25 protein-coding genes and 1 pseudogene are annotated in these 26006 nt (G+C 60.6%); 12 read left to right on the top strand and 14 right to left on the bottom strand.

The window, feature by feature from the left end; translation table 11 throughout:
- The first annotated feature begins 30 nt into the window (after positions 1-30).
- On the top strand, positions 31-822 hold the full coding sequence (locus ABIB06_RS04075) for an SDR family oxidoreductase (protein ID WP_247341823.1): 792 nt from the start codon (positions 31-33) through the stop codon (positions 820-822).
- 57 nt (positions 823-879) lie between these two features.
- Here the strand turns inward: ABIB06_RS04075 and ABIB06_RS04070 are convergent, their stop codons facing one another.
- Positions 880-1338, bottom strand: a complete 459-nt coding sequence (locus tag ABIB06_RS04070; RefSeq protein ID WP_247453169.1) for a MaoC family dehydratase — start codon at positions 1336-1338, stop codon at positions 880-882.
- Positions 1339-1534: 196 nt separating this feature from the next.
- Between ABIB06_RS04070 and ABIB06_RS04065 the strand changes: the two genes are divergently transcribed.
- Positions 1535-2482 carry a LysR family transcriptional regulator gene (locus ABIB06_RS04065; RefSeq protein WP_247341829.1) on the top strand — a complete coding sequence of 316 codons (948 nt, stop codon included), beginning with the start codon at positions 1535-1537 and terminating at the stop codon, positions 2480-2482.
- A 163-nt stretch (positions 2483-2645) separates the two neighbouring features.
- A complete protein-coding gene (locus ABIB06_RS04060) occupies positions 2646-4208 on the top strand; it encodes a fatty acid--CoA ligase (RefSeq protein WP_247341832.1) in 1563 nt (520 codons plus the stop codon).
- A 45-nt stretch (positions 4209-4253) separates the two neighbouring features.
- Here ABIB06_RS04060 and ABIB06_RS04055 read toward each other — a convergent pair whose 3' ends face one another.
- Positions 4254-4925: a GntR family transcriptional regulator gene (locus ABIB06_RS04055; RefSeq protein WP_247341835.1), complete on the bottom strand. Its 672-nt coding sequence runs from the start codon at positions 4923-4925 to the stop codon at positions 4254-4256.
- Positions 4926-5063: 138 nt separating this feature from the next.
- Here ABIB06_RS04055 and ABIB06_RS04050 point away from each other — a divergent pair, with 138 nt between their 5' ends.
- The 6 genes from ABIB06_RS04050 to ABIB06_RS04025 all read left to right on the top strand — a co-directional run bounded on the left by ABIB06_RS04050 (position 5064) and on the right by ABIB06_RS04025 (position 10782).
- A complete protein-coding gene (locus ABIB06_RS04050; RefSeq protein WP_354068432.1) occupies positions 5064-5840 on the top strand; it encodes an enoyl-CoA hydratase/isomerase family protein in 777 nt (258 codons plus the stop codon).
- 11 nt (positions 5841-5851) lie between these two features.
- The gene (locus ABIB06_RS04045; protein WP_247341842.1) at positions 5852-7144 is read left to right on the top strand and encodes a CaiB/BaiF CoA transferase family protein; all 1293 of its coding nucleotides are present in this window, start codon (positions 5852-5854) and stop codon (positions 7142-7144) included.
- 42 nt (positions 7145-7186) lie between these two features.
- Positions 7187-7501, top strand: coding sequence for a DUF485 domain-containing protein (locus tag ABIB06_RS04040; protein WP_247341845.1), 315 nt, complete (start codon positions 7187-7189; stop codon positions 7499-7501).
- Positions 7498-9192, top strand: coding sequence for a cation/acetate symporter ActP (gene actP / locus ABIB06_RS04035; RefSeq protein WP_247348285.1), 1695 nt, complete (start codon positions 7498-7500; stop codon positions 9190-9192). The genes ABIB06_RS04040 and actP overlap by 4 nt, the downstream gene beginning before the upstream one ends.
- Positions 9189-10538 (top strand): fumarylacetoacetase, encoded by a 1350-nt coding sequence (gene fahA / locus ABIB06_RS04030; RefSeq protein WP_247341851.1) that lies wholly within the window; start codon positions 9189-9191, stop codon positions 10536-10538. The genes actP and fahA overlap by 4 nt, the downstream gene beginning before the upstream one ends.
- A 115-nt stretch (positions 10539-10653) precedes the next feature.
- A complete protein-coding gene (locus ABIB06_RS04025) occupies positions 10654-10782 on the top strand; it encodes a hypothetical protein (protein WP_256467653.1) in 129 nt (42 codons plus the stop codon).
- Positions 10783-11590: 808 nt separating this feature from the next.
- Here the strand turns inward: ABIB06_RS04025 and ABIB06_RS04020 are convergent.
- Together ABIB06_RS04020 and ABIB06_RS04015 are read right to left on the bottom strand one after the other, a co-directional pair.
- Entirely contained in the window at positions 11591-12961 is a 1371-nt protein-coding gene (locus tag ABIB06_RS04020; RefSeq protein WP_354044533.1) for a tyrosine-type recombinase/integrase, read from the bottom strand.
- Positions 12962-13309: 348 nt separating this feature from the next.
- Positions 13310-13489 (bottom strand): annotated as a pseudogene (locus ABIB06_RS04015) (SMP-30/gluconolactonase/LRE family protein); the annotation flags it as partial.
- A gap of 196 nt (positions 13490-13685) precedes the next feature.
- Between ABIB06_RS04015 and ABIB06_RS04010 the strand changes: the two are divergent.
- Positions 13686-14297, top strand: coding sequence for an aldo/keto reductase (locus tag ABIB06_RS04010; RefSeq protein WP_354044532.1), 612 nt, complete (start codon positions 13686-13688; stop codon positions 14295-14297).
- A complete protein-coding gene (locus ABIB06_RS04005; protein ID WP_354044531.1) occupies positions 14219-14710 on the top strand; it encodes an aldo/keto reductase in 492 nt (163 codons plus the stop codon). The genes ABIB06_RS04010 and ABIB06_RS04005 overlap by 79 nt, the downstream gene beginning before the upstream one ends.
- 109 nt (positions 14711-14819) lie before the next feature.
- On the opposite strand, the gene ABIB06_RS04000 is transcribed toward ABIB06_RS04005, so the two are convergent.
- The 8 genes from ABIB06_RS04000 to ABIB06_RS03965 form a co-directional block, all read right to left on the bottom strand.
- Positions 14820-15680: a carbohydrate ABC transporter permease gene (locus ABIB06_RS04000; RefSeq protein ID WP_354044577.1), complete on the bottom strand. Its 861-nt coding sequence runs from the start codon at positions 15678-15680 to the stop codon at positions 14820-14822.
- 79 nt (positions 15681-15759) lie between these two features.
- Entirely contained in the window at positions 15760-16878 is a 1119-nt protein-coding gene (locus ABIB06_RS03995; protein WP_354044530.1) for a carbohydrate ABC transporter permease, read from the bottom strand.
- Between the two features lie 107 nt (positions 16879-16985).
- Entirely contained in the window at positions 16986-18644 is a 1659-nt protein-coding gene (locus ABIB06_RS03990; protein WP_354068468.1) for a type 2 periplasmic-binding domain-containing protein, read from the bottom strand.
- A 363-nt stretch (positions 18645-19007) separates the two neighbouring features.
- Positions 19008-19463 (bottom strand): RbsD/FucU family protein, encoded by a 456-nt coding sequence (locus ABIB06_RS03985; RefSeq protein WP_354044529.1) that lies wholly within the window; start codon positions 19461-19463, stop codon positions 19008-19010.
- 363 nt (positions 19464-19826) lie between these two features.
- Positions 19827-20420, bottom strand: coding sequence for a DUF1349 domain-containing protein (locus ABIB06_RS03980; RefSeq protein WP_354044528.1), 594 nt, complete (start codon positions 20418-20420; stop codon positions 19827-19829).
- A gap of 134 nt (positions 20421-20554) precedes the next feature.
- Positions 20555-21478, bottom strand: coding sequence for a substrate-binding domain-containing protein (locus tag ABIB06_RS03975; RefSeq protein WP_502916513.1), 924 nt, complete (start codon positions 21476-21478; stop codon positions 20555-20557).
- A 37-nt stretch (positions 21479-21515) separates the two neighbouring features.
- On the bottom strand, positions 21516-22853 hold the full coding sequence (locus ABIB06_RS03970) for an ABC transporter permease (RefSeq protein ID WP_354044526.1): 1338 nt from the start codon (positions 22851-22853) through the stop codon (positions 21516-21518).
- On the bottom strand, positions 22850-24427 hold the full coding sequence (locus ABIB06_RS03965; protein ID WP_354044575.1) for a sugar ABC transporter ATP-binding protein: 1578 nt from the start codon (positions 24425-24427) through the stop codon (positions 22850-22852). Before ABIB06_RS03965 ends, ABIB06_RS03970 begins: the two co-directional genes overlap by 4 nt.
- A gap of 237 nt (positions 24428-24664) precedes the next feature.
- Here ABIB06_RS03965 and ABIB06_RS03960 point away from each other — a divergent pair, with 237 nt between their 5' ends.
- On the top strand, positions 24665-25372 hold the full coding sequence (locus tag ABIB06_RS03960) for a GntR family transcriptional regulator (protein WP_354044525.1): 708 nt from the start codon (positions 24665-24667) through the stop codon (positions 25370-25372).
- A gap of 82 nt (positions 25373-25454) precedes the next feature.
- Here the strand turns inward: ABIB06_RS03960 and ABIB06_RS03955 are convergent, their stop codons facing one another.
- Together ABIB06_RS03955 and ABIB06_RS03950 are read right to left on the bottom strand one after the other, a co-directional pair.
- A complete protein-coding gene (locus tag ABIB06_RS03955; RefSeq protein ID WP_354044524.1) occupies positions 25455-25781 on the bottom strand; it encodes a GcrA family cell cycle regulator in 327 nt (108 codons plus the stop codon).
- Between the two features lie 39 nt (positions 25782-25820).
- Entirely contained in the window at positions 25821-25997 is a 177-nt protein-coding gene (locus tag ABIB06_RS03950) for a hypothetical protein (RefSeq protein ID WP_354044523.1), read from the bottom strand.
- Positions 25998-26006 lie beyond the last annotated feature (9 nt).

Below are 26006 nucleotides of genomic sequence, written 5' to 3'. Positions count from 1 at the left end.
GAACTTCGCTCCGGACCAGAGGATTTGACCATGGGAAGCATCAAGAAGGCATTCGATCTCACCGGCAGGAATGCTCTTGTTACGGGAGGCTCCCGTGGCCTTGGGTTGCAGATCGCCGAGGCGCTGGGTGAGCAAGGAGCACGGATCGTGATCTCCTCTCGCAAGGCGCCAGACCTGGAAAAGGCCCAGGCGCACCTTGCCGGGCTCGGCATCAAGGCGGAATGGATCGCAGCGGATAATTCCAGGGACGAAGACGTCAAGCGCCTCGCCGACGAAACGATCAAGAAGCTCGGACGGGTGGACATTCTGGTGAACAACGCGGGCGCCACCTGGGGCGCGCCGACGGAAGATCACCCGATCGAAGCCTGGGACAAGGTGATGAACTTGAACATCCGCTCGCTGTTCCTGCTCAGCCAACAGATCGCCAAGGGTTCGATGATACCGAACAAATATGGCCGCATCGTCAACCTTGCTTCGATCGCGGGCCTGTTCGGAAGTTCCGGGGATATGCAGACGGTCGCCTACAACACAAGCAAAGGCGCTGTCGTCAACTTCACGCGGGCGTTGGCGGGGAGCTGGGGGCGTTACGGAATTACGGCCAATGCTCTGGCGCCTGGCTTTTTCCCATCGAAGATGACAAAGGGAACGATCGAAGCGGTCGGGGTCGAAAAGCTCGCCGCTGGCGCGCCGCTGCGCCGCATCGGTGATGAGGACGATCTGAAAGGTGCCGCGGTTCTGTTCGCCAGCGACGCCGGCAAGCACATTACCGGACAGATCCTTGCCGTCGATGGTGGTCTGACTTCGGTGCTATCGTCTTCCTGAACGTCTTGGTCTGGCGGCCTGCGGTTTTGTAGTGACACCGTTCGCGGCGGTGGAGGGCTAAGGGACCACCAGCGTCAGCGTCTCGGCGACCAGAGCCGGCGTTTGACTATTCTCGATCTCAAGTACCGCGTTGCCCTTGATCAGCATACGCCCGTTGTCCTTCGGTTCGACACTTGTCATGGAAAGCTGAAGGCGAACGCGGTTACCCGATCTTACGGGTGTCAGGAACCTGACTTTGTCCAGACCATAGTTGAAGACGGCAGATGCGTCGACCGGAGCGAGCCCCAGGTCCATGCCAAGTGGCGCAATCAATGACAGGCTCAGGAAGCCGTGGGCAATGGTGCCGCCTACAGGACTTTCCTTGCTCGCGCGGTCCGCATCCACGTGGATCCACTGCCTGTCCCCAGTACAGGCCGCGAACTGGTCGATCATGGGCTGGTCGATGGTGACCCAGTCGGATGTTCCGAGATTCTGGCCCACGAAATCCCTGATCGCCTCGAGCTTAATCTGTGCCATCGCTGTGTCCGTTGTTCGACCGTTTGGCATATTTCCCCAAACTGCGAGGAAGGCCATGTCGATTTTGTTGAACGGGGAACGCAATATTGAATAGCGGCCAGGCTTTGATGGCTTTTTCGCTTGTGTTTCCGGGTCCTGCGACGTCGTTCGCACTCGGCGATCAGGAACCAAAAGCGCTTGCGCAAAGGACGAGAGCATGACCGAGGCAAGCTGGGATTTGTTTCGCTTGTTTTCCGTGGTGGCGAGAACTGGAAGCGTCAACCGTGCCGCACACGAACTGGGAATGAGCCAACCGACATTGAGCAGGCGTCTGAAGGAGCTGGAGCGCTACGTGGCCGCTCCCCTGTTCTTTCGCGCCTCGTCCGGGGTGAAGCTGACGCGGGAAGGCGAGGACCTGCAACGCTCGGCCGGCGATATGATGCTCGCATTCGAGTCGTTTCATCGCGATCTGCGTTCGCGCGTCGGGCAACGATCGTCAGTGGTCAGGATATCGGCGACCGAAGGCATGACCAAGCACTGGCTTCTCCCGCGGGTTGCGGAGCTGCGACGGCGCGATAGTCGAATCTACCTGGAAATCATCTCCACGGTGAACCAGCAGAGCTTGGCAACGAGCGATCTGGACTACGTCATCAGGATGGGAGATCCCGGCGAGAACGATCTCATTGGAAAGCGGGTCGCGGACGTGCCGATGGGGATTTTTGCCTCCGAGCGGTACCTTGCCGGACGCCCCGCGCCTCGGTCATTGTCAGAGCTGAGGGATCACGACATCATCGGCCATACTGCCGATTTTGTCTCCTTCCGCAACGTTCGGCCCAATCAGAGGGATTTGTTGGAGTATTTCTCGGAAGCGGCGGGCATCCGCAGCGTTGTTCGGGTCAACCCAATTGCCAACCATTTCGCCGCCGCCGGTTGCGGTCTCGGGCTTGCGCTTCTTGCTGTACCATTCGCGCAAGCCGAGGGACTGGTTCAGGTCTTGCCGCAAGAGACAGTTACGATGAACGTATGGCTGCTGCGCCGGCGCGAGAGCGACCTGAGAAAATTGACTCGTGAAGTCAGGCGATTCCTGGAAGCAGAATTCACCGCTTCCAGGGAATGGCTCGCGGGCAACCCTCGAAATGCGAGAGTGACCAAGCGCAAGGCCTGAGGCCGTCTCACATGCTGCCTTCGCCGCATCTGGAAATATCGCGGTAAGACACGCGAAGAGGCCGTGGTCATTCTGCGCTGAATAGCGGTAGTTCAGAATTTAGATACTTGCCGGGCGCCGGGCCGGTCATCCTCCATCTCAAAAATCATAACGGGAGGGATGGATGTCCAAATCGGAAGGGGCCTTGCTGTCAACGCCGATCCAGACGATCGCGGAAATTCCGCGACGTTACGCGGCCATCACGCCCGACGCCGTCGCCGTGAGCTTCGAGGGGCGCGAGACAAGCTATCGGGTTTTGGAGGAATTATCCAATCAAGTCGCCAATGGCCTCATGGCTGGGGGTGTGCGACCGGGCAGCCGAATTGCGATACTCGACAAGAATTCGGATATCTTTTTTCAAGTGCTTCTCGGGGCAGCCAAGGCCCGCGCCGTCCTGGTTCCCATCAATGCAAGGCTGGCACCTCCCGAGATCGTTTTCGCGGTCAACGATGCCAAAACCGAGATTCTCTTCGTCGGGGAATCGTTCGAGAAACTTACCACTGAAATCCAGGATCAGCTGGAAACTGTTTACCAAATCATTGTGTTGGACTCTCGTTACCTCAAGTGGCGCGATGCCCACCCGACGACCGAGGCGAGCCTGCCAGTCAGCCCCGATGACGTTTGCTTGCAGCTCTACACCAGCGGCACGACCGGCTATCCGAAGGGCGTGCAGCTTTCTCACGCCAATTTTCCACTACACGCGCTTGACGACTGGAAGGCGTGGTCGTCCGACGATGTCATGCTGCTCGCAATGCCGTTGTTCCACATCGCAGGGGTCGGTACCGGCGTATTCGGTCTGGTCGCCGGCCTCAAGACGATCGTGCTTCGCGAGTTCGTTCCATCGGTGGCGCTTGAAACGATACAGCGCGAACGAGCTACGGTCACGTTCCTCGTTCCGGCAATGCTATTGGCGATGCTGGCCGAACGTAACGTTGAAAAAATCGATCTCTCCTCACTGAGACAGATTCTTTACGGAGCCTCCCCGATACCGCTCGAGCTTCTCAGGAAGTCGCTCCGGGTGTTCAGGCATACGGGGTTCTTCCAGGTCTACGGCCTGACCGAAACGACCGGCGTCATCACGGTTCTGGATGCTGCAGACCATTCCTCGAACAATAGGGATATCCTGAGGTCATGCGGCCGTCCGGTCGAAGGCATTGAACTGATGGTCATCGACGCGTCGGGCAAACCGCTACCAGCCCGAGAGGTGGGTGAAGTCGTGTGCCGCTCATCGCAAAATATGAAGGGATACTGGAATCGGGCAGAGGACACCGCGAGGACTCTCAGGAACGGATGGCTGCATACCGGCGATGCCGGATTCCTCGATGAAAACGGCTATTTGTACATTCATGATCGTTTGAAAGACATGATCGTTTCCGGCGGAGAGAACGTCTACCCCGCCGAGATCGAAAGTGCCTTGTATGGACACGCGGATATCGCCGACGTCGCCGTCATCGGCGTGCCTGACGACCGGTGGGGTGAAGCGGTCAAGGCCCTCGTCGTGTTGAAACCGGATCGTACGGCGGACCCGGCGGGCATACTGCATTTCGCGCGAGGAAGGCTGGCGGGGTTCAAGATCCCGAAGTCGATCGAATTCGTGCACGAACTTCCCCGCAATCCGTCCGGGAAAATCCTCAAGCGGCTGCTGCGAGAGCGCTATTGGGAAGGATACGAGCGGATGGTCAATTGAGCGTGGTTGGCCGAATTGAACGTATCGGGCCGGGAGACGCTTTTGCTAGGCGACCGCTGCGTCCTGCGACTTGAGCGACTGAAGCGTCAGCACCTCGGTCAAGCGCAGATGTTCCGTCATCAAATCGGTGGCGAGTTTCACATGCCGGCCAAGAATGGCTTGGGCCAGTGCCGAATGTTCGGCGCGCAGATCACGATCGGCGCGCGACATTCGCACATTGATGCGGCGATAGCGTTCGCCCTGGACGAAGAGTTGTTCGCGGATTCGCAGCAGCCAGGGACTATCGCAGGCCGCCACCAGGGTGGCATGGAATTTCGCGTGCGCGATCATCCAGTCGTCGCCCAGGTCGTGAATGTCGTGGGGCGTATGCGAGAGTTCATGATCGGCTGCGACAATAGCAGCCTCCCATTTGAGGCCGCCGAGTTTCATCGCGCGGTGCATGCATTTCAGTTCGATGTCGATTCTGACGGCCGTCAGATCCGAAACATCGGCGGCATTGATGGGCGCCACCCGGAAACCTCGCTGGGGCTCCGCAATGACCAGCGCCTCGGCAGAGAGACGCGACAGGGCCTCCCGTACAACGCTCGGGCTGACCCCAAGATATTGAGCCAGATCTTGAATTTTCAGCTTTCCGTCGGCCGGCAAGCGGCCGGCCAAGATGTCCGAGCGAAGTCGAGCATAGGCTGAAACGGTAAGGCTGGTCGCGTCCTGAGGCATCCCTGGCATTTTCACAAGGATTCGGAGGAATACAAGATGAATCCAATAATATCTTTTTTATGTTGACCGTATGAGTTTTTCAGATACCGTTCCATTATCGAACCGAACGACTGACTCAAAAAAATCCGGAGGAATTCAATGACCACACCAAACGAGTTGGTTACCGTCAGTCGGGAGGGCGATCTCGTTACCCTGACGATGACTTTCGCTCCCTACAATCTCGTGGCCAAGCCGCTGCTGACCGCGCTGCTGGATGCAGTCGAACAGGCTCATAAGGGAGGCGCGCGTGCCATCATCCTGCGGAGCGGATTGCGACACTTCTCCGCCGGTGCTGAAATAGAACTATTCGACAATCGCGGCGAACGGATGCCCGAAATCGATGTGTGCGCCTGCCTGGATGCGCTCGAACAGGTTCCTGTGCCGATCATCGCGAGCATGCACGGATTGGCCCTCGGTGGCGGATTCGAGCTGGCGCTGGCCTGCGACATCATCGTTGCCGCGGACTCCGCGAAGGCCGGCATGGTCGAGGTGACGCTGGGCCTGCATCCGCTGATGGGCGCCATACAACGTGTGGCATCGCGCGCCGGCGTGGCGCGCGCCAAGGAGATGGCTCTGTTCGGACGTCGCTATGATGCGGCGACGCTGGAGCGCTGGAATATCGTCAATCGCGTCGTGCCCGAAGCCCAGCTTGAAGAAACGACGCGGATCCTCGCGCTCGAGCTTGCGGTGGGCCCGACAGTGGCGCATGGCGCCACCAAACGACTGGTCCGGGAATATATGGAAGACAGCGTCGTGAAAGCCGACCGCGCAATGTCTGACGCGCAGCGTCCGATCTTACAGAGCAACGATCTCGTCGTCGGCCTGAAGGCCTTCCGCGAGTCCGGGCCTGGTCACGCCATTTTCTCGGGCCGCTGAGGGACGTTGTCATGACAAATCGTACACCCCTTGCCGGAATCAAGGTCGTCGACTTCTCGCGCGTCCTTGCTGGTCCCCACTGCACCAGGGCCCTGTCGGACCTCGGCGCCGACGTGATCAAGATCGAGCCGCCGCGCGGAGACATCTCACGGTACGCCCTGCCTGGCGACGAAACCGCGAGCATGTCCTACTACTATATCCAACAGAACGTCGGGAAACGGAACATCAGCATCGACCTGAACTTCCCCGAAGGAAGAGAAGTCGTGCGCAAGATGTGCGATAGCGCCGACATTATCGTCGAGAATTTTCGCGCCGGCACATTGAAATTCTTCGGCCTCGATTATGAATCCGTCGCCGCGCGCAACCCGAAAGTAATCTACGCCTCAATCAGCGGCTACGGCCAGGGCAGCGCGCTGTCACACCGCAGCGCCTACGCGCCGACCGTCCATGCCGAATCCGGCTTTGTCGGCGGGATGATCGACCATCTCGGCGAGGATCTCACGGTCAAGAGGCATGATGCCTACTCGCATGCCGACATTTATACGGGCCTCGAAGCGATCATCGGCATTCTGGCAGCACTGCATCACCGCGACCAGACAGGCGAGGGCCAATATGTCGATATTGCGATGGCCGCCACCATGCTTGCCGTCAATGAACGGGTGCATGCCGATCTCTCCGGCGTGGATCTCGGCGCCGAACCGGCGGCGCTCGGACCTGCTGACTCGCCGTTCTTCAAGACAAGCTACGGTGACGTCATCACAATCGCGACCAGTGTCGTCAGCAGCCTGACGTTTCCGAACTACATCGCGGCGATGCGTCGCCCCGATCTCGCTTCAGATCCCAGATTCGCCACGCCGGCGGCGCGCCGGAAGAATCTCAACGCCCTTTACCAGATCATCCAGCAGTGGATTCTTTCCTTTGCCACGGCCGGCGAACTCGATGCACAGCTCGACGAAGTGAAGCTGGCGTTCGGCGTGGTTCGCTCGGTCAAGGACTTCGCCGGTTCGGACTGGGTCAAATGGTGGGGCGCGATAGAAGAGGTTACCGACCGCCGCGGCAAGGCGGTCAGGATCCCCGGCAAGCCCTGGCACTTCTCGAAGACGCCGCTGGCCGCTGCGCGCGAAGCCGCCTTTCGCGGTGAACACAACGTCGAAGTGATGAAGGAATACGGCTACTCCGACCAGGAGATCGCAGCCCTTACCAATTCGGGCGTGCTGTTGACGAACATTCCGCCGCGACCCTCGCCGTCGATAGAAGCATCCGCGCCGCCCGATAGTGACGATGTCCTGAAGCAGGCGTCCTAGCTGCGTCGAAACCAACTGATCAAGAAATGGGGGAGGGAAATCATGTCGTTGTCGTCGGAACAAACGCGAAAAATCCTGTCTAATCCGTCTTTTCGGGAACTGACCGCCGCACGGGCAAGGTTGCGGTGGGGGCTCTCGATCGTCACGTTGTTGATGTTCTTCGGCTTCATCGGGCTGATTTCGGCGGCGTCGTCAGCGCTCGGGAAGAGCATGGCAGGCGGAGCCGTTCCGTTGGGCATGGTGATCGCGCTTGGCATGATCGCCCTGGTCGTTGCCCTGACCGGTTACTATGTACGCCGTTCCAACACCTACTTCGACGGCCTGACACAGCTCGTTCGCCGGGAGTGTGGCCGATGATCATGCGCATTCTGCTGGCCGCCATTGCGGCGACGGTGTCCTTTTCGGCCCATGCGCAGGCGACCGCTGTTGTAGCGGGCCGCGATCTGAACTGGGTTGCCATAGGCATGTTCCTGTTGATCGTCGCCGTCACGCTCCTCATCACCTATCGATCGGCTGGCAGAACCAAATCGAAGGCGGACTTCTATACCGCGGGACATGAGATCACGCCGCTCCAGAACGGCCTGGCGATTGCGGGGGATTTTCTTTCGGCCGCGGCTTTCCTCGGTATCTCGGCGCTGATCTATGCGACCGGCTTTGATGGCCTCGTCTATGCGTTGGGCTTCTTGACGGGTTGGCCGATCGTGCTGTTCATGATGTCGGAGCGCTTGCGCAACCTCGGCAGTTACACGTTCGCCGACGCAGCGTCGTTTCGCCTCGATCGGACCTCGGTCCGTCTGGTCGCCGCCACCGGCAGTCTCGTCGTCGTGCTGTTTTACCTGATCGCGCAGATGATCGGTGCCGGCAAGGTCATTCAGCTTCTGTTCGGGGTGAACTATCTGTTCGCAGTCGCCGGCGTCGGACTTCTGATGATCGTCTATGTGGCTGTCGGCGGCATGCAGGCAACCACCTGGGTTCAGATCACCAAAGCGCTGCTGCTGCTGATCGGCGGCACCTTGATGGCGCTGGTGGTGCTGTGGCGCTTCGATTTCAGTCTTGGACGCCTATTCGCCGAGGCGAGCCGGGTGCACCCCAAGGGGGCCTCAGTTCTCTCTCCAGGCGGGCTGTTCGCTGAGCCGGTTTCCGCGATCTCGCTTGGACTCGCGCTGGTGTTCGGTACCGCGGGATTGCCGCATATCCTGATGCGGTTCTTCACCGTCAGCGATTCCGCAGGCGCAAGGAAGTCGGTTTTCTATGCGACGACCTGTGTAGCTTACTTCTGCCTAGTCATCCCGCTGTTCGGCTTTGCTGCGGTGGTGGTCCTTATGCCGGATGCGAGTTTCTTCAACGTCGGCGCGGGCGGCCAGTTCAACAAGATTACCGATCTGATCGGCGGTCCCAATATGGCGGCGGTGCACCTGGCGGGCGCTCTCGGCGGACCAATCCTGCTTGGGTTTATCTCGGCCGTCGCGTTTGCCACCATTCTCGCCGTGGTCGCCGGATTGACACTCGCCGGCGCCTCGGCGGTGAGCCACGATATTTATGGGCAGGTGATTGCGAAGGGTAACGCGCCAGAGGCACGTGAGGTGATGGTTGCGAAGATTGCCGCGGTGGCGACCGGCATCGTCGCGGTGGGCCTTGCCATCACTTTCGAGAACCAGAATGTCGCGTTCATGGCGGGGTTAGCGCTTTCGGTCGCGGCAAGCTGCAATTTTCCAGTGCTGGCGATGGCGATCTTTTGGCGCGGTACCACCACGCGCGGCGCCGTTGCCGGTGGCCTGGTCGGCCTGTTCAGCTCTCTCCTTTTCGTCGTGCTGAGCAAGACAGTCTGGGTCGCGGTATTCCATTTCGCGGCGCCGTTATTTCCCTACGACAATCCGGCGCTCTTCTCGATGCCCCTGGCATTTCTGGTGATTTGGCTCGGTTCGCTGAGTGACCGAACGGCCCGCGCCGCGGCCGAGCGGCGGGCGTTTGATGCTCAGTTTGTGCAATCCGAGATCGGCATCGGACCCTCTGAGGGCAATAACGCGCTGGCGGGAGCTGCAGGATGAACGCCATGATCGACGAGACCCACGATCCGGCGCGCCGCAGTTTTGTGGCGGCCGCCAATGACCCCTCCGGCGACTTCCCCATCCAGAACCTGCCGCTCGGTGTCTTCAGCCGTGGCAAGGACGGAAAGCGATCCGCGGGGATTGGGATCGGCGACCAGATCCTCGATCTTCATGCGGCGCACAGCGCCGGTCTCCTGCCGGCAGAAATTCCCGAGTGGACCGTCGCCGACTCCTCGCTCAACTCGCTGTTTGCGTTGGGACCTCGCGCGTTGCACAACTTACGAAAGGCAGTCAGTGCCGCGCTTGACGCGGGTTCAAGCGGTGAGGCTGCGCGCCGCCGTGCGTCGGACCTGCTGGTCCCATTGAGCGCTTGCACGATGTATCGTCCGACTGCGGTGCCGAACTACACGGATTTTTATGCCGGCATACATCACGCGAAGGCGGCCGGCGCACTCCTCACGCCTGAAAATCCGCTGCCCGCCAACTACAAATGGGTGCCGATTGCCTATCACGGGCGGGCGTCTTCGGTGCAAATCGGGCAGGGAATTGTCCGCAGACCCATGGGACAGCGGACGCCGTCGGTTGACGGGGGCAGTCCTGGCTTCGGTCCGTGCGAACGACTCGATTTCGAACTGGAGATGGGGTTCTATCTCAGTGGCGGCAACGAGCTCGGAAGTCCGATCCCGGTTGCGCGCGCAAGCGAACAGATCGTCGGCTATTCACTTCTCAACGACTGGTCGGCGAGGGACGTCCAGCGCTGGGAGATGTATCCACTCGGACCATTCCTCAGCAAGAGTTTCGCAACGTCCGTCTCGCCGTGGGTTGTCACTACTGACGCGTTGGCTCCGTTCCGCATTCCGGCGATGGTTCGTCCTCACGGGGACCCCCAGCCGTTGAAATACCTGCTCGACGAGGACGATCAGAAAAGTGGCGGGCTGGACATAAGCCTGAAGGTTTTTCTCACGACCGAAAAGATGCGGGCCGCAAGGGACGTTCCTGTCGAAATTCTCAGCTCGAACGCCAAATATCTATATTGGACACCGGCGCAGATGGTTGCGCACCACACGATCAATGGATGCAACCTTCTACCGGGGGACCTGATCGGCACCGGCACGATCTCCGGACCTACCGACGCTGAATTGAGCAGCATGCTCGAATTCACTTCTGCCGGAACCCGCCCCATTACGCTTCCCAACGGAGAGCGTCGCGGCTTTCTACACGACGGTGACGAGATCCGATTTGAGGGGCGCTGCACTCGTGAGGGCTTTGCATCCATCGGCTTCGGAGTGTGCGTCGGAACGATTGCGGCATCTCATCAGACGGAGCTTGAAAGCAGGGCGGCCTGATCCGCGCGCGTTAAGCGAAGAGTCGCCCCTCGAGCGATCCGCGACGAACGGGTGGTACTGCCCGGAAGACGGCAGAACAATAGCTAGGGGAGGAACTACCATGGAGAATTGCCACATGATCGCATACGCCATGATCACGATGCCGGACATCGACATGGAAGAGGTCCAGTTTGGGCAACTTATCGTCCTTCTCGCAGCTTTGTCGGTCGCCGTGTTGGGCCGCCTTGTGGCGTTTATCTTTTGACCCTCTCACGACGCGGTTGATGTAGTCGTGGGGTCAAGCAAACTCGGCGATCGTGTGTGGGAGCCTGCCTGATGGAAGCTGCGGCGCTCCCTAAGATTGTGCGCGAACGTTGAATTTGCCAGCGCGACAGCGGGTCCCGATTTTGGTCTCTCGCCGCACTCGTTTAGGAGCTGTCAAGCCGCTGCTTCAACGGCGGCTTTTGACGAACTACCAAGGGTCTAGGTCGCGGGTTGGCTGCCCGGTTGTGATCCGCGCTGGCCGCTTTCCCATTTGGAAAAGCCTGCTAAGCAATTGATTCTCACTAGGGGCGAATTCGCACATTTTTCCAAATGCGGCTTGAAATCGTTGAACAATCAGACTGATTTTGATTCCGCCATTCTGACGTTGGTCCAAACCAAAGATTGCCAGTGAAATCTAAGATACTGCGCCCGGCTTCCGTTGTTCATTTGGAACGGGCATTTGGAAATGGCCCCGCCGTCGGCGACGAAGGATCTAACCAATCCCGCCGCGTATCCGATCCCAAGGTCCTCAGCAGCTCTCGTTCTCGTCTACGAAGGTCGCAACGAAATCGCAACGAATTGGGTGAAACGACCGTGAACAAAACGGGACGGAAATGTCTGCCATAGCTATAAAAATCAACAACTTAGAAATTGTTCACTGCGTTCGGGACGCACTGTCTCAAGAGAATGAGACCTGCTCCGGTCAGGCGACCGCCTGAAACAGCAATTTGAGATGGTTGCACGTCCCCGCAACCACCGATCCTTGCGATATCGGCGCAGGCGACCCAGAAGGATCGCCTTCAGGTGACTCAAGCAGGCGCGCCTCCCTTGATCGACATTACCTTCTTGGGATCGAGCCAGTGGTCGATCCGATCAGCCCAATGCTGCATCAGCTTTGTGCGCGAGCCGATCAGCGCGAGCGGTCCGTGCTTCTTGTAGAGACCTTCCACGGTAGAGTTATCGAGATGCGCAAGCTGCAGCTCGACGACATCGCCATCCCATGCTTTGGCGTCCTTGATCTCTTCGTGGTGAGACAGGGTCGAGAAGGTGGTCCGGAATCCGTGGGCACAGTGATCGGTCTTGGTGTCAATGCCCAGCAGCCGTAAGCGCTTGTTGAGCGTGTTGTTTGATAGCGGCGCGTCCTTCGAGCAGGAAAACGCGTACCGGCGATGGCCGGTCAGCTTCTGAACGCTGCGTAGGATAGCGAGTGCCTGCCGTGACAGAGGCACGACATGGTCCCAGCCGGTCTTCATTTTGGCGGCTGGAATAGTCCAGCGTTTGGCATCCCAATCAACCTCGTTCCACTCCATTTCATTGACCATGCCGGGGCGGGGAATGGTCAGCGCGTCGAAGCGCAAGGCAAGGCCCACAACGTCACCAAACCTCGCTCTCGTCCAAGGTGCGCTGATGAGTTTGAAGACGCGCGTCACGTCGCGCGGTTCGGTGACGCCAGGACGCGGGGTCGAAATGTTGGCAATCATCTGCCCATTCAGGTTGCGGAATGGATTGTAGCCGTCGCCTTCGACGTCGGCATAGTCGCAAATCTGCTCGCCGATGCTGCGCACGCGGTCGCGGGTTTCCAGCTTTCCCTCGGCTTCGTATGAACGCATGAAAGCGAGCACGTCCGGACGCTTAATGTCCTGCCTACACATCTTGCCGAAGCGCGCCTTGACGTAGCCGACGCGCAGCTCAAGGATCTCGATGGTCTTGGGGTCGCGCACCGCGACGATCCTACCGCGTTTGACTTTCTCAACCTTCTTCTTCGCGAGCCACTCGTCGGCCCACTGACCGAATGACCGGGCGGCCGCCTGCCTGTGCTTGTCGAGCTGTTTCTCTGTGCTCGGGTCTTTGCCCTCCTTGAGCAGGTCTTTGGCCTTGTCGCGCTCGCGCCGCGCGTCGGCGAGCGAGAACGTGCCATCCCTGCCGTTGCCATAACGGCCGATGGAGTAGGTTTTCCGACGGGTGTGGAAGCGGTAGTCAATCCGCCAGAGCTTGGAGGCAGCGTCGCCGGGCCTGCTCTGGTCCGGCGTGACGAAGAGGTAGAGGCCGCCGCCCGTGGCGTCGGAAATCTTGGCGGGGCTCCAGATGCCATTGTCGAATTTCGGTCGGGCGGCGCGGCAGTCGACGTCTGTCTTGATCTGCTTGGGGGTGGCGCGCACGCCATCATTCTTGCCGGCCATCTGCTCAAAATCCCTTCGTTCGGAATAGCGAAAGTCGCCGTGAACGCTTGTTCTCTAGATACCGACAAAAATACCGACAAATCGGGCGGCTGGGATCGGATGAGAACAAACGGTGACGAACGCGAATGTACGCGGAAGAGCCTATTTTTCAAGGGTTTCCGAGCACTGCGCGGACGGTTGCGGACGCTTTAGAACGGGCTTGAACAGCCTGGTTGGTGCCCCTGGCCGGAATCGAACCTGTGCCACTAACCGGTTGAATTGGAGCTTTCCACGAATCTGGCTAAAAATGCCAAGCGCGGACTCGTCAAACATCCACTATCAGCGAATTTCGGTATCGGTGGTTGCGAAATCGGTCTCGTCGAAACGCATCATCCGGTTGTTCGGAATGTCGGACCAGATCAAATAGCGGCCGGCTGGAAAGTAAGCTGGGCCCTCGGCCCAGGGGCAGCCGCTGGTGAGCTTTTCGAGATTGGCGTGACCGAAGACCAGGCGTTCGAAGCGCGCATCGTGCGTGACATAGGGGAGCATCGTTCCTCCTCGTTGCTGCAGGTCGTGAGGCGCCCGCATGCTGGTTTCGGCTATTCTTAGCAACTCGATCGTGTCGGCGGAACAGCTTTGCGCAGCCTATTCTTCGCGTTGACACGTAACGGCAAAGTCATACGCTGTGCGTCACCACCAATGAGACCAGCGCGCCATTGAGGCGCGGAGAAGGACTGCAATCCCCATGGTTTCACAATCAGCATTGCCGCGCCGTCCCCTTGGCCGGACCGGGCTCGAAGTCTCCATCCTCGGGTTCGGAACCGCACCGCTCGGCGATCTCTTTCTCAAGCTCGACGACCAGACTACGATTGCAGCCGCAAGCCGCGCCTTCGAACTCGGCATCAATCTGCTCGATACATCACCGCACTATGGCAATGGCCTGTCGGAGCATCGCTGCGGAACGGCGCTCAGGCGCGTGCCGCGCAAGGAGGTGGTGCTTTGCACCAAGACGGGTCGCTGGATGGATCCGTTTCACCAGCCGGAGACTCGGTCCGGATTTGTTGGCGGACAGCCGCACCGGGCCATCGTCGACTACTCCTATGATGGCACCATGCGCTCGGTCGAGCGGTCGCTCTTACGGCTTGGCACCGACCGGATCGACCTGCTGCTGATCCATGATGTCGATGTGTGGACCCACGGCAAGGACGCGATTGAGGACCGGTTTCGCGAGGCGATGTCCGGGGCCTATGTAGCGCTCGACAACTTCGTTCCGAAGGCGTGGTCGCAGGCATCGGAATCGGCGTCAACGAGGCCGAGATATGCGTGCGCTTCGCGCAGGCCGGATCCTTCGAGGTGATGCTGCTCGCCGGGCGTTATTCGCTGCTGGAACAGCCGGCACTCGAGGAGTTCATGCCGCTGGCGCTGAAGCAGGGCATCGCCGTGCTGCTCGGCGGCGTATTCAATTCGGGGATTCTGGCGACGGGCGCCACTAGGGGCGCCAAGTACAATTACCAGGACGCGCCGCCGCAAATCCTTTCGAAGGTTGTCGAAATCCAGCATATCTGCGCAGCTCATGGAGTCGCGCTGCCAACGGCCGCTCTACATTTCGCGCTCGGTCATCCCGCGGTCGCGAGCGTGGTGCTCGGGGCGCATAATGTTCAGGAGGTCGAGCGTAACGTGGCAGCGCTGAGCGCCACAGTGCCGTCCGCGCTCTGGAGCGATCTCAAAGCCGCGCGCCTGCTGGAATCGGAAGCGCCTGTTCCGGGGTAGAGGCGGTGAATATTGGTTGAATCGATACGAGCCAAGAACTCGCCTCTCTCCACTGAGGAGAGGTGGAGTGCGACGACCGGCGTACTTGATCTCAACCCTGGGTTCGCCGCTACTTCCCGGCACCCGTCGTCAAACCACTGACGATATAGCGTTCGAGGAAGATGCAGACGACGACAAGCGGTGCGATCGCGGCCGTTGACAGCGCGGCCATCGACCACCAGTTGATCCCTTGCGAGCCGGTCTGGCTTGCCACCATCACAGGCAATGTCTTGGCATCGGTGCTGGTAAGCAACGCGGCGAAGAAATATTCATTCCAGCACAGGACCAGCGAGAGGATAAAGGCGGCGACCATGCCGGGGACCGCAAGCGGCAGGATGATGCGCAGGAACGCGCCCCAGGTCGACAGGCCGTCGACAAAGGCGGCTTCATCGAGTTCGACCGGTATGGCATTGAACTGGTCGCGCATGATCCAGATGACGATTGGCAGCACCGTCAGGGTGTAGAGGAGGATCAATCCGAATGTGGTGTCAAGGAGTGCCAGTGCCTTGTAGAGCACGAGGAAGGGCAGGGCGAGCACGACCGGCGGCAGGATCAGCTGCGACATGAAGAAGAAGAGGATGTCGTCGTTGCGCATCCATGCGAATTTGTAGCGAAAGCGGCTGAGGCCGTAGGCGGCGAGCGAGCCGAGGATCAAGGCCAGCGCCGATGCGCCGACCGAGGTGATGATGCTGTTGACGAAGCGGTTAACGAACTCGGACCGCGCAGTGGAAGTTCCGAACAACGTATCCGGCGACAGCCCGAGCGAGCGCCATCCTTTCCAGTCCGGCTGAAAGTCTACCCAAGGGATCAAATGCGCCTGGGTTACGTCGACCGCGGATTTGAAGGAGGTCGTGACGGTCCAGTAGATCGGGAACAGGCAGATGAAGGTCCAAAGCAACAGCGCGGCGTAGATCAGCGCGCGACTCAGCATCCGCTTTGCGCGCGGTGCGGCGAGGGCCCTACGGGCGGGACGCGATGCCAGGGGCGTGACAGACAAGCGTGCAACTCCTTCAGGTGACCCGTTGCGTCCATCGTTTGGAGAACCGCAACATCAGCGTCAGCAGCACGATGATCAGGAGCAGATAGACCATGGCAAGTGCGGTGCCGTAGCCGACGTTCGAGCGGTCGCGGTAGACGCGATAGATGAAGCTGGACACGGTATCGGTGGCGCCGCCGGGGCCGCCTGCGGTGACGTTGATCACGATGTCGGCGAGCTTCAGCTTGAAGATGACGCGGATGATGAGCACGGTGATGCTCACCGGCAGCATGATCGGAAAGGTCACGTGCCAGAACGATTGCCAGCCGTTCGCGCCGTCGACCTTGGCGGCCTCCTGCACCTCCTTGGGCATCGCCTGTAGGCCTGCGAGCAGGATGATCATGATGAAGGGAATGGAGACCCAGGCATCCATCGCCTGGATGGTGAAGCGCGCCATCCAGGGCGATGCGAAGAAGGCCGGGTTGTCCCAGCCGAGATAGCGCGCCAGCGTCGCGGCCGGGCCGAAGCGATATTCGAGCAGCGATTTTCCGATCATCCAGCTCACGGCGACGGGGCTCAGCATCATCGGCAGCAGGAACACGATGCGAAAGAATTTTCGCGCGCGGATCTCGGCGCTGAGCAGGAGCGCGAGGCCGAACGCGATCGCGTACTCGCCGAGGACTGCGACCGCGTAGAAGATCATGTTGCCCAGCGCGTTCCAGTAATAGGTGTCGTGGAACATCCCGACGAGATTGTCGAAGCCGCCGAAACGCGGGCCTTCGACCGAGCTGAGATTCCAGTCGAGCGAAGCGATATAGATCCCAAAGATGCTCGGGAAGATCACCACCGCAATGGTGAAGAACACTGCCGGCAGCAGGAACAGCGCGCGCTGGCCGCGCTCGCCGCGGATCAGCACTTGGGCGATGGCGAAGGCGACGGACCAGATGAGATAGGCGATGACGATCGGTCGCCAATCGGAGAACCCGGCCGCGGTCGCACCGGTCGTGTGTAGAATCTGGACGAGGAGTACGAGCAGGAAACCGAGCGACGCCAGTGCGACAAGCGCGCGGCCGGCGGTCTTCCGCCGGGCCGGCGCGCGTGCTACCGCGGGCTGGTGGTGCAGGTCGCCGGTCACGGGAGCTGAATTCTGCATGGCAATCGAACTCTGCCGATCCTGAATGACCGGTCGGCCGCCGGGCAAGTTTTCGGCTGGCACCGCGAGAGCGTTGCCAGCCGAGGGTCTTCGTGAAGCTCGTGCGGCTACACGCCGAGCGAGGCCTTGTAGAGTGCGATCTGCCGCTCGCGGCCGATCTGGTTGGTCAGCTTCTCCCAGGCGGCGGCGATGTTGTTCGCGCCGGTCTGCGCGTCGACCTTGCCGGCAAAAATCTTCGTCAGCTCATCCTCCGCGATGCTGTAGTACTGGAAGATGCCGGGGATACGCGGCTCGACCGCCCGGTTCGGATGATTGTAGGAGCCAAGCTGCGAGTTGAGGTAGGAGGTGATGTATTTGCGGTCATAGCCCGCAGCCACCCATTCGTCGAACTGGAAGTGGCTGGTGCGGTGGGCTTGGAAGCCCGACGGATACATCACCATCCACAGCGACAGATCCTTGCCGCCGAGATGCGCAGCCGCGCTCCAGGCGGCCTTGTGCTTCTTCTCGTCGCCATTGACCCTGGCCATCACATAGACGCCCCAACCGAGATAGGCGCAGTTCGGCGCGTGGTTCGGACCGCTCGCGAGCTTATCCCACTGTCCAGTCTTGGAATTATAGACATCGTCCGATCCCGGCAGGATGTCGAAGCCGACAATATCGCCGATGACCGAGGTGTCGCTCGCCTTGGCGACCTGGCCGATGTCGCCCCACCAGGGGATCATTGAGCCGATGCCGGCGAGAAATTGCTGGAAGCCGGTGGTGTTCGGATCGGCGTTGAGCTGGTCGGCCGGCTCAAACGGCAGCGCGTCAATGACATCCTGGATAGCGCGCACCCAGGCCGGATTGTTGATGCGCGGCTTCATCGTGTCGATGTCGAACAGCCAAGCCTTGTCGTCGGGATGCTTGGCGTAGGCCGAGGCACGGCTACCGAGGAAATAGAAGCCGAAGCCGCCCCAGGGCTTTGGCGCATCGAGATAGCCGAACGCGTTCTGGTTCTTGATCTTCTTGCCTTTGAGGAATTTCGTCACCGCCTGGACCTGCTGCCAGGTTTTCGGCACGCCCCATTCGACCGTGTTGCCGGCGTCCTTCCAGGCCTTGGCAAGGGCTGCGTCGGAGAAGACGTCGCTGCGGTAGTTGAAGTTGTGGCAGTCGCCGTCGATGGTGACGCGATAGGTCTTGCCGTTCCAGGTTCCGACCGGCGGCTTCAGATAGTCGACATAGTCATCGATATCGATCTGCTTTTTGACCCAGTCCGGCATCTCCGATGCCAAGCCCTTGCCACAGACATCGCCCTCGAACGGCGCGCCCATCTCGAGGATGTCAAAATCGATCGTGCTCGTCGCAATTGCCTGCTGTAGCCGTGGGTTGTAGTCGGCTTGAGCGAGATCGATCCAGGAGATTTTCGCGCCCGTATAAGCTTCCCACGGCTTGAGGAAACCGCGGAACAGGAGATTGTGCAGGTTCTGATTGTTGAGCCCCATGAACGAGAGCTCGACGCCCTTGAATTCGCCTTCCTTGATGCTCGCTTTGGTCGGGCCGAGGCAGAGTTCGCCGACCTTCTGCCAGTCGGCGTCCGTCGGTGCGCCCTTGCCGACACCAGGAATTTGCGTGATCTCGGCGCGTAGGTTGGTTTGCGCCAATGCGAGCTCCGAGAACGTGCCGAGTGCGCCGCTGGAGCCAAGTGCTGCGGCGCTCGCCGCGCCTCTTAGCACCGTTCGCCGGTTCGGCTGGAATGCGGAATGCTGATCGTGCTGTTTCACCGCGATACCCTCCCGTTTTTGACTTTCTTTGCGTGACCTTCTTTTTTAAAGTCCGCTTCGCTCGAGCACCTCGATGACGTGACACTCGGCGGACTTCCGCGTCGTGGCGATGGCGGCAGAGGCCGTTTCGAGTATGCAGCGGCGCATATCAAAGTCAACGAATGCGCATGAGATTGAGGTCGCGCGTGCCGTCGATGCGCGAACGATGAGCAGGGTCCTCGCAATGCCGCGCTGCAAGATGATTGATGCCGTGCAGCGCCGATCACCGTCGCGGTGATCGTGAATGAGCAGGGTTCCGCGAGCGCGGCATCATCTCGACGTCGTATTTATGTCAGACGCCGGTGCAGCCGTGCCGTCAAGATGTTCACCTCAAGCAGCATCAGGCGGAATGACGCCCTTTTTGAAGATGAAGCAGCCATAGAAGCGCCGCTCTCCGGTCTGGATCACACAATAGGATCTCTTCGCAAGCTCGTAGAATGCAAAGCGCTCGACTGAGGCCATCGGAAAAGAGCGGCCCTGCGCCGCATCGAGTTCGGCCTGGACCTCGCTCTGCACAGGTGGAATTTCGTTGGGCTGGCCGACGATCTCCATGCGGGATGCCGGCTTGTCCACGAAGCTGTCGAGCGGCAGCACTGACAGGATCGCGCGCGAGGCGCGGCTTGCGGTGACGTTGTCGATGCGCAACAGCCGCCCCAGCACAGTCTGGCGCGCGACCGCGTCGGCCGGAAAGTTCGTGTCGCAGAGCACGAGATCGTCGCCGTGCCCCATGGATCGCAGCGCGTAGAGAACATCGGCATTCAAAAGCGGATCGATCGATTTCAGCATGCGACGTCTCCCTTGACGAGATCAGGCTTCTTGGATTGATTGACTATCCGACGTTGCGAAGCCGTCGTCCATATCGACGTCCACGATTTGCAAGGATCATGTATCTCGGCGCATCGGCGGTCAAGATCGTCCTCGTCGATCACGCCCAACGCGTGATCGCGAAGGGCGAGTCGGCAGTCGAGGACGGCCTCGCGGCGTTCCCGGTCTTGCTGTAAACGTGCCGGCGACGTTGCACCGAGTGTCGTGACCAGGCGACAATGATGTCCCGCACCGCGTGCCGGCCACCACCGTGAATCGCTCGTCACCGCTCAGCAAAGACGATGTCGAGGCTATCAATCCGCGCGACAAGCCAATGGCCAGCCCTCAGCCGAGATCATGCAGATCCTTGTCGAGCGGCGGTGTTAGGCGAAACGCCGGGAAAACGACCTTCAATCCGGCCCGCTCGGGTGTGCAGGCCATCGGCCCCACGAGGTACGACTTTGCCTTGGCGAATGGCGCCAATCGCACAAGCGGCCAGAGCTTGCCATCGGCCGAGACCTGCAGGCGAAGGACACCATTCGTCACGGTTGCGCGCATCCAGAAGTCGCCGGCGTCGTGCTCATAGGGCGCTGTCGCCCAGTCCGATTGCCGGTCGGTCAGAACGCTGCCAAGCATGGCGCGGCCGTCGGAGAATTCGATTCCGGCCTTGACCCAATGTTGCGCGTCGATACGGACCATGATGCCCGCTTGGTCGTAGAGCGCCCGAAAGTCACCTTGGACGCGCAATTCGGCGGTGAATGCCTCGGCGGTGCGGAAGCCCAGGAAATGCCCGCTGTCCCGGCTGAAGCCGTAATGGGTTTCGCGCCAGAAATCGGTGGCTTGATCAGTGACCATCTCAAGACTGTCGCTGCGCGCGGTCCATCGTTCCGGTTCATTCAGCCACACACCGTCGCTTCTGCCGAAGATCGGATCGCTCATGTCAAACCTCGATTAGCATTGGCAGTCCAACGCCATCACGCAAGTAGAGAGACAGCCCAAACGAATGCAGAGTCTGGTTCGACCAGGTCGAACCAGACTCGGTCAGCTCCCGCGTCGGCCTGAAGATCCGGAGGTCAAAGCAGCCCGTTCTTCTTCAGGATCTCCGATGCATTGTCCCGCGTAATCAGCATCGTGGGCAAGGTGATGACCGGCTCCAGCTTCTCGCCCTTCAAGAGCTTGACAGCTTGCCGTAGCCCTTCAGCTCCGGGCGTTGCATAGAGGAATGTCGCCGTGAGCTGCCCCTTGCTGACCCAGGTCACGCCTTCATCCGGCAGGCCATCGATGCCAAGAATGAACTTGATATCCTTGTCGCGGCCGGCGTCCTTGGCCGCGAGATAGGCGCCATAGGCCATCGGATCGTTATGGCCATAGACCAAGTCGATCTTCTCGTTGTTGCGCAGCGCGGTCGTCATGATGTTGTAGGCCTTGTCCTGCTTCCAGTCGCCCGACTGATTGTTGAGCAGGTTCTTGATGCTCGGTTCCTTGTCGGTGAAAGCATGGAAGCCGTCGTGCCGGTCGTGGGCGGGCTGCGTGCCCATGCCGCCCCAGATTTCGACGACGTTGCCGGTCGCCTTGCCGGGACCGCCGAGCAGCTTCACAGCATATTCGCCGGCGGCCTTGCCGATGGCGACATTGTCGCCGCCGATGAACTGTGTGATCCGCTTGGTGTCGACGTTGCGATCCAGCACGATGACTGGAATCTTGGCGTCGATCGCCTTCTCGACGACGCCGGTCAGGCCCGCCGATTCCTTGGGTGAGATCAGCAGGACGTTGACCTGCTGGACAATGAGGTTCTCGCAATCGGCGACCTGCTTCTCGGTCTTGTCCTGGCCGTCGGTGATGACGAGCTCGACGTCGGGCTGGTTCTTGGCCTCGGCCTGGATGTCCTTGTTGAACTGCACGCGCCACGGCTCGAGCGTGGTGCATTGGCTGAAGCCGACCTTCCACTTCGCGGCGGCCTTGGCGGGACTCCAGCCGGCCGGCACGTAGATCGTCATTGCGGCGCCGGCCATGGTGGTCGACAGTTTTAGGAATTCACGACGCTTCATCGAGATCCTCCGTTGCAAATCGCGCCTTGGCGGCGCTTGGCAGCCGACAGGACTCGGCTGTTTTCGGATCGACGCTGGCTTCCGGCGATCGGCTGAACCGCCATCGCGCGATGAGCTGGCCGAGATTCTGCTCCTGCACCAACACGGTGCAGACGATGATCAACCCCTTCATCAGCAGCTGGACGTTGGAGTCGATGTTCCGAAGCTGGAGGATGTCGGACAGCAAACCGAAGATCAGGACGCCGACGAAGGTGCCGGCGAGACCGCCTCGGCCGCCCATCAGGCTGGTGCCGCCGATCACGACCGCGGCGATGGCGTCGAGCTCGAGCCCGGCGCCGGCATCGGGCTTGCCTTGGCGGTACTGCGCGACGAACAGGACCCCTGCAATTCCCGCCAAGAATCCGGACAGCAGATAGGCCGTGAGCTGGACCCGGGCGACGTTAATGCCCGAAAGCTTGGCGGCCTCGATGTTGCCGCCGATGGCGTAGGCGTAGCGGCCGAAGGTCGTGAAGCGCAGGATCGCGCCGAACAGGATGATCGCTGCGAGGAAGAAAACACTCGGCATCGGCAGCACGCCCCACAGCATCGAGCGGAGCAGCTCAAATGCTTCGGTGGCATTGGTACCGGTGTAGACCGGTACGACGGCATTGTCCTGGCCGGCGGTGAGACGGGCGATGCCGAGTGCGCTGACCATCATGGCCAGCGTCGCGATGAAGGGTTGCAAGCGCCCGGCGACGACCAAGAGCCCGTTGATGGCGCCAAGCAGCAGTGCGAGGCACGGTGCCACGAGGAGAACGCCGAGAACGCCGAATCTGGCCGTCGCCTGGCTTGCCGTCCACCACGCAACGGCGGCGGCGCCGAGAAGGCCGAGCAGCGCGGGAATCCACAAGCCGCGCCAGGGCGACACTGCGAATTCGCGGCGCCGCCCCGCGCCGACGTCACGGCCCCGCGCCAGGCCGCGGACAATGAAGCGCACAACGAGAGCAATGGCTGCGCCACTCACGAACGTCGCCGCCGGAACGCCCATCACAGCGGCCGCGGTCCAGCCGGGCTTGGTGAGCAGCATCGCGCAGATCACCGTCGCGAAGCCCATGACCGAGCCGACCGACAAATCGATGCCGCCGAGCAGAATGACCATCGTCATGCCGGTGGCGACCAGGCCCGTAATCGAGACCTGCCGCAGGACATCGGTCAGGTTACCGTAGGACAGGAAGATATTGTTACCGGATGACGTATGCGGCGAGGTGAGGGCACCGACCAGGCAGATGAGCAGCAGCCCCCAGTAAAGCTTGGTCCGGGACAAGAGCCGAAGAAACGCCTTCATGACGATGTTTCCCGCGACCACGCTGCCATGCCTGGCGCTGCAAGACGCATCACCGTCTCTTGCGTCGCGCTCTCGCGCCGCAGGACTCCGGTCTGCCGTCCCTCGCACATCACCAGGATGCGGTCGGACAACAGAAGAAGCTCAGGCATCTCGGAGGTGACCACGACGATGCCGAGGCCTTGCGCGGCGAGATCGAAGATCAGCCGGTAGATGTCCTGCTTGGCGCCGATATCGATGCCGCGGGTCGGCTCGTCGAGCAGAAGAATCCGCGGTTCGGTGGCGAGCCACTTGCCGATCACGATCTTCTGCTGATTGCCGCCTGAGAGCGCTGCTGCCGTCTGATCGATGCCGGTGCAGCGGACCGAGAGCCGGCCGACCATGTCGGCCGCCAGGGCGCGTTCAAGCGCGACAGCGCGCAGGCCGAAGCGCGACAGCGCGCCGATCGACGGCAGGGCGATATTGTCGCAGATCGAGGCCGCGAGGTGCAGGCCGCGCTCTTTGCGATCCTCGCTCACGAGCGCGACACCGAGGCGGCAGGCCTCCGCTGGCGAGCTGATATCGACGGTCGTGCCATCGATCGCGATGGCGCCGCCCCGCCAACCGTTCGCGACACCAAAGATAGACTCCAGGATCTCCGTCCTGCCGGAACCGAGCAGGCCGCCGATGCCCAGGATCTCGCCGCGTCCGAGCTGAAAGCTGACGCCGTGCAACATCCGGCGCCAGCCGTGCGGACCAAGCGTGTCCAGCGTCAGGTCATCCACCGAAAGCACGTTCGCACCGTCTTGCGCGGCCGCACCGCGATCGCTTGTGACCATGTCGCGGCCGACCATCGCCGAGATGATCGCGCCCCGCGACAAGTCGCCGATCGGAGCCGTGACAACGCGCCTGCCGTCGCGCAGCACCGTCACCCGGTCGGCGAGATCGAGCACCTCCTCGATACGATGCGAGGTGTAGATGATCGCGACACCTTCGCTCGCGAGTTGTCGCACGATCTTGAACAGCGTCTCGCATTCCGACGACGACAATGCAGAAGTTGGCTCGTCCATGATAAGGATGCGCGCGTCGAGCGACAGCGCCTTGGCGATTTCCACCAATTGCTGCTCGCCGACGCGCAAGTCGGCGAGTCGACTTTCCGGAGCGATTGAGACGCCGAGGCGGTGCAGCAGGCGCTCCGCCGCCTTGACTATGCGGCGGCGATCGATCAGCACGCCGCCGATCAGCGGCTCGCGACCAAGAAAGATATTGTCGGCGATGCTCAGCTCGGGAACGAGATTGAGCTCCTGATGGATGATCGCGACGCCGGCCTCTTCAGCATCGCGCACTCCGGCAAATGCGGCGGCCCGGCCACCGACCTGAATCGTCCCTTGATAATTCGTTTGCACGCCCGCGAGAATTTTCATCAAGGTGCTTTTGCCGGCACCGTTCTCGCCCATCAGCGCGTGCACCTCGCCGCAGCGCAGATCGAAGTCGACGTTGTTGAGCGCCTTTACGCCAGCAAAAGATTTCGAGACGCGCTCCGCAGAAAGCACAATTTGCCCGGTCGGCGCGCAGGCTGGGCTGCTAAGCTCGACCATACGGGAGGAGCGGTCCGCGGCCCGATCATCCTCTCCTCCGAGGGCGCCGAAGCGTGTCTCCATCGGGCTGCTCTCCTCCCGGCGCGCCCAAAGTCTTTGGAGACGTCGAGCGGCAGGTATTCGTTGGTTATTTTTCTGATATGCTAGTTATATCAGTTGCCGCTCGTCAAGCCTCCTGGTGTCCATGATTGGCTCTCGCGCCACTGGAAATGTGAACATCAGATACAGGACCACAGCATGCATTCAGTCGGCGGATTCAGCGGAGGAGCGGCCGCCGCACGTCGGGCGGGCGGATCGAAAGTCGACCATGCCTATTTGGCGCTCAAGCGTGCCATCGTTTCGGGTGCGCTCGCGCCGGACGCCCCAATCGACAAGAACGAGTGGTGTGCAATTTTCGACGTGTCTCGACTCTCCATAACGACCGCGATCAATCGGCTCGCTTTCGAGGGGCTTGTAGTGGTTGAGCCGCAGCGCGGCTCTTACGTGGCCAAGATCCACCTTGAGGATGTGCGGCAATGGATGTTGATGAGGCGTGCACTGGAGATAGAGGTTGTCGGGGTCTGCGCGACCGACATGCCGGACGATGCGATTGCAGCGCTTGGCCAGAACCTCGCCTACCAAATGGCCGCCATCACCAGCGGTGATCTCCAGGGTTTCCACGAACTCGACACCCGATTTCATCGCCAGCTGACTGAGGGCCTGCGTCTTGGGCGGGTTGGCGAGGTCCTCGATCCGATCCGGACTCATCTTGAGCGAGTTCGCCGGACGCTTCTGCCGGAGCCGGGACGGCCCGAGGGAACCTTCCGCGAGCACGAAGCGATATTTCGCGCGATTGCTGCGCGTCAGCCTGATCAGGCAAAAAGCCAAATGGCGAACCATCTCGATCGCGTATCGCGCGAGCTACAGTCTTTTGTCGCGAAACACCCCGGCTTCTTTGAAGACTAGTTTCTTAGGTGCCCGCAACAGCGAGCCCGTTGGAACTGAACTAGGTATGCACGCGTTGCCGCAACGATGTCATGGTGGGCCCTTAGCCCGTGTTCCTGACCGCCTCAGCTAGCATGGCGTAAAGTTGGCGCTTGTTGAATTCATTAGACTGCTGCCTCGCTAGCGGTTTCGATAGCTTCTTTTCCACCGGGCTGACACAGGCGGCCGACAACGCTGGCCTTCGCTTCGGGACTGGTCTTATTCTGGGCTTTGCTGCTGGCGGCTTGTGACCACGCTTAAGGCGCAAACGAGTCAGCCTCCCGCAAACCGCGTTACGGCTACACCCGAGTGCGCGCGCGATCTGTGCGGCGCTGTGCCCCAATGCCCAGAGTTCTTTGAGCAGCGTTACGTCTTTCTCGTCCCAGCTCATGGAACATAATATAACGCCGGCTGCCAACGACCGACTAGTCTAATCTTCGTCTGGTTCGCGCACGACCGGCGGTTCGTCGGCGCGGTCGTCCTCTTCTTCCTGATCGTCATCTTCGTCGTCTTCAGGATCGCGGGGTGGCATCGCGTTGCCAATGATCACGAGCGCGCTCCAGTCAATTAACCCAGGAGAAAAGACCTCGGGAATGTGTTGCTTCATGTTGTTCGT

Source organism: Bradyrhizobium sp. LB8.2, from assembly GCF_040548035.1.
Taxonomy (GTDB): domain Bacteria; phylum Pseudomonadota; class Alphaproteobacteria; order Rhizobiales; family Xanthobacteraceae; genus Bradyrhizobium.
Note: the sequence above shows the minus strand (reverse complement) of the source record. Positions and strands in the feature narration are given on the sequence as shown.